This window comes from Dyadobacter sp. LHD-138 (genome assembly GCF_030929615.1).
GTDB lineage: Bacteria > Bacteroidota > Bacteroidia > Cytophagales > Spirosomataceae > Dyadobacter.
In genome coordinates this window covers 1-939 of the sequence record NZ_JAVFVU010000113.1, presented here as the reverse complement: position 1 = coordinate 939, position 939 = coordinate 1, and the positions used below count along the sequence as shown (strand labels likewise).

General features: G+C 42.5%; 1 protein-coding gene. It reads right to left on the bottom strand.

The features are described from left to right. Nucleotides 1-939 (bottom strand): hypothetical protein (locus tag RB622_RS30150; RefSeq protein ID WP_308050562.1); only part of this gene is annotated, 939 nt, incomplete at both ends.

Below are 939 nucleotides of genomic sequence, written 5' to 3'. Positions count from 1 at the left end.
TGTTTACTCAGCTGTAAATGATTTGTCCCATATTCATAGTTTATGGTTGTTGTGACAGGATTTGTTCCATCGGAGCCATAATTCGTAACTATTTCTGAGGTTTTTCGTGGCCAGCCACCAATGATATAGTAAGCTTTACCGTAGTATACGGATCTGTTATCCATACCTGCCCCAGGAAGCGGCACCTCATACCTTGCCAGTAGTTCATAGTGAATAGCGGGAACCTGAAATACATCCTGATTGTATCCCGTATATTCATACGTCGTTTTCTGTTTAAGATTTCCAGCAATGTCTTTCACTACAACTTCCTTGGGCAAGGAACGCATGAAATAATAATTCCCGAAATCGCCCATTTCCAAATATGTCGACTCGTTAAAAAGAATTCCAGGTATGCCTATACCACCTATACCCTTATCAAAGAAAAAACCCCATTTCCCCTTCGTATCGGTTTGGTCCCCATGGGAAGTAAATGAGTGTGTCGTCTCATACGCACTCGTACTTACCTTTACGTTTTTATAATACAACGGAGACAGTGCTTCCGGGTTAAACGCGGTAGAACGATATAGGTTGTGGCTTCCAATGGAATTTAGAAAGGAGAGCTGATAGGTAGGTTCTTTTGCAATAACCCCGCTAGACAACAAAACATTGGAAGCATCCGCATAAGTAAAACTGTTGACCGAGGCCGGTGCATTAGAGGGGATCGCAGGATAATCCGTCAAAGTTTTAACCCTTACGCCACCGTAATTAGCCGTATTGGAAGCAACTGTTTTAAAAACCTTTACATTAAGCGTGATTTCAAATCCAGACATGGCTGCTTCGGCCTGATTACAAGGATAAAAATTATATAGCGTCAGAATCTGGGTTGGCGTATAAGTACCCGCACTAAGCGTTTGAGAAATAAAAGTCCCCTGGCTGGTACAATTAGTGGGTGCAGGTGCA